A 2,746-nucleotide genomic window follows, 5' to 3' on the forward strand; every position below is an offset into this window, starting at 1 on the left:
ACAATGCCTCTTTTTTTGTTATTCGTTTTCCTTTTTTTAATACTGCTCGTATTGGATAATCAGATGGTTGTTCTAATACATAATCCTCAAATTCCAGTTCATACCAAAATTTCCCATCATTTAAGACTATTTCAATATCAAAAATATCAGATAAATGTAGCCGTTTATTGTTTTCAGTCATTAAAAATCACCATTAATCTTAATAAGTTATGCTCCCTTTTTTAAACCCTGCTGGGAGCATAACCGAAACCAATTGAATACATTGAATAACAAATCAGTTATTCAAAATAAAGTTCCTCCACCAATACAGGTTTCATTGGAAAAATATTATCAGTATTTTCAGTCATTCAATCACCTACTCAATCGTCCAATCAACTCAAAATCACTACAACCCTCATCAGGAGAAATATTCCTATGATGAACACTACATCTAGGTTGACCATAAGGGTAGATCCATAATGGAATATACTCATCAGCATGTTTGCAGTTACAACATTTTTTCATATTCCTGTGTCAACTCCTTTTATTTGTAGCCATTCGTTCCATCCAGTCACTAGTATTGTTGGTTTTAATGTTGGTTTTTGTAGTCGGCATCGTGGAGTTTTTAGTCTCATTATTTCTGCAACATTGATGTAATATTTTTCATCAATCCCGTCCTTTGTCATGTTTAATCAACTCTATCTTTAATTGAAATAAGTAACAGAAACAACATGACTAATAATCCTGTTGTCCCTAACACAAAATTAATAAAATAATTCATTTTCTGTAAACTCCACAGAGTGCAGTGCAAAGTTCATCGAATAAACAGCAGAAACCGTGCCTATCCATCCATCGACAATTCATTCTTTCAACTCCTTACGTAAAATGTATTTTTCAAGGCTGATGTAATCATTAATTAAATCAATCTGCTTACTAATCAAACCAGTATTAGCTTTCGCAATCTTCCACTGTGTAAACTCTTTAGTATAAGTTTCTTCACAGTAAGCGGTTATCTGTTTTTCAGTTGGCACTTTACTTAATTCGTATGCTTCTTTCACTTTATCCGGATGTAATTTAACCTCATTCCATTTTTCATTATATCTGCGTTCGCAGACCAATTCATGCTCTAGAGCAGTTTGATAATCATTTAATTTACTCTGTTTTTCATTAATCCTCTTTGCTAACCCGTGGCATTCAAGGGAATTTCTAGGTTCAGGTAAAGTTGTATCAAGCTGATAACTCCTTGTCATAGTGTTTAACTCTTCACATAATTTATTGGCTACTTCAAGGTTTCTGCATTCGTAACATTCTCTTTCAGGAAATAGTTTGTTTACTACAGCCCACCATTTACTGGAAGGGATTTCCTCTCCGTTTTCATATCCGCAGATTTCAATTTCTTCTACTTTGTACAATCCGTTTGGGTCTTGATAGACCGCAATATCTTCATTACTCATAATATCCATCCTTTAATTCTTTCTCTTAAACTCCTTTTTTCAATAATACGTTCAACACGAATAGTATATTTAAAACTACCTTTGTTACTGTTAATTTCTTGAATATACATTTCTCCGACATCCTTACCTGCTGCAATAGTTTCAGCAGTTAGCAACCCTAATACTTCGATTAATTCCGCATGCAGAATGTCCTCACCATTCTCAATTGTTTTCTCTACTACTGTCATTTTTTTACCATCCCATACGATAGTTAATTTTTTTCAATTTTTCTGCGTACTCAATAATCCAATCACCCCATAAGTGACTTATGACGTATATAACGAGGTTTTAAATCTTCTATATGGAAAAAATTTAATTTAAGTGGTTTCATAATTTATTTCCCTCCTTTTACCGGAATAGGCTTAGGAATACGTTTAGGTTTCACAGCCTCATTCCGTCCTTTGATTGCTTCTAAAAAGTATTCATTAAACAAATACTCATAATTATTCACCAAACGGTCAAAATCTGCATCTAAAACATAAGTAGTGCAGTAATCATCCATATCACGTATGCCCCGACCATAAGACTGCATCAAAGGCATAACAGTCTGATAAGCATACCAAACTTTATCAAAATGTTTACGAATATTAACCTGCTGAGATGCAAGGCTTGGAAATGGCATTTTAAATAATATCTGATAACGGCATTTGTCTCCTTTGAAATCCACGCCGTCTTTTATACCTGCACCTACCAGTACAACCGGCCTGTCAGTTAATTCAAATCTTTTAATAGTTTCCTCACGACTGGAACCTTGAGCCACCCAAATATTCCGGTTATCTAATGCTTTTTTTATCCACCAGGCCTGTTGATTGCTTGATGTATGTATAACTCCTTTATCATGAGCATGCTTGTTAATGAGTTCATTTATTTTAATCAAAACTCTTTTATCCTTCCAGTTAGGAATTCTATTCGGAGTAAAACCGGACATACTTTTAACATACTCTCTTAATATTGGACGGTGTTCTACCGGAAATGGTGATTTTTGATAAATGTAATAAGTTTCAAGTGGATCTATTCCAATCCATTTGCAAAATTTATCCTTATCTCCTAATGTTCCTGTTAAGAATAACCGTGTTTCACCGAAGTTTAATAAAGTATCAGTATAGTCTTTTATCATTATGGGTTTGAATTCTACTGTTAAACCGTTTTTATACTCTTTATCGGCTAATATTTCCTTTTTGGTGGGTAATTCAATAACCCATTTGTCATTAGTTAAACGGTTAATTAACATGTAATACCTGTTAACTAATCTCTGATTCTGTTTTGCTTTTTTC

Annotated in this window: 6 protein-coding genes; all 6 read right to left on the bottom strand. The window is 33.5% G+C overall.

Annotated features, from left to right (window positions below):
• A partial coding sequence (locus tag ACKI2P_RS01730; RefSeq protein ID WP_407374524.1) for a hypothetical protein occupies nucleotides 1-181 on the bottom strand: 181 nt, incomplete at its 3' end.
• Between the two features lie 170 nt (nucleotides 182-351).
• Nucleotides 352-504, bottom strand: coding sequence for a hypothetical protein (locus ACKI2P_RS01735; RefSeq protein WP_407374525.1), 153 nt, complete (start codon nucleotides 502-504; stop codon nucleotides 352-354).
• The gene (locus tag ACKI2P_RS01740) at nucleotides 501-665 is read right to left on the bottom strand and encodes a hypothetical protein (RefSeq protein ID WP_407374526.1); all 165 of its coding nucleotides are present in this window, start codon (nucleotides 663-665) and stop codon (nucleotides 501-503) included. Before ACKI2P_RS01740 ends, ACKI2P_RS01735 begins: the two co-directional genes overlap by 4 nt.
• 174 nt (nucleotides 666-839) lie before the next feature.
• Nucleotides 840-1,433: a hypothetical protein gene (locus ACKI2P_RS01745; RefSeq protein ID WP_407374527.1), complete on the bottom strand. Its 594-nt coding sequence runs from the start codon at nucleotides 1,431-1,433 to the stop codon at nucleotides 840-842.
• On the bottom strand, nucleotides 1,430-1,660 hold the full coding sequence (locus ACKI2P_RS01750; RefSeq protein ID WP_407374528.1) for a hypothetical protein: 231 nt from the start codon (nucleotides 1,658-1,660) through the stop codon (nucleotides 1,430-1,432). Before ACKI2P_RS01750 ends, ACKI2P_RS01745 begins: the two co-directional genes overlap by 4 nt.
• Nucleotides 1,661-1,806: 146 nt before the next feature.
• Nucleotides 1,807-2,746: helicase C-terminal domain-containing protein (locus tag ACKI2P_RS01755; protein ID WP_407374529.1), on the bottom strand; the 940-nt coding region annotated here is incomplete at its 5' end.

Origin of the sequence: Methanobrevibacter sp. (assembly GCF_045541095.1) — an archaeon.
In the GTDB taxonomy this organism is placed as follows: domain Archaea; phylum Methanobacteriota; class Methanobacteria; order Methanobacteriales; family Methanobacteriaceae; genus Methanocatella.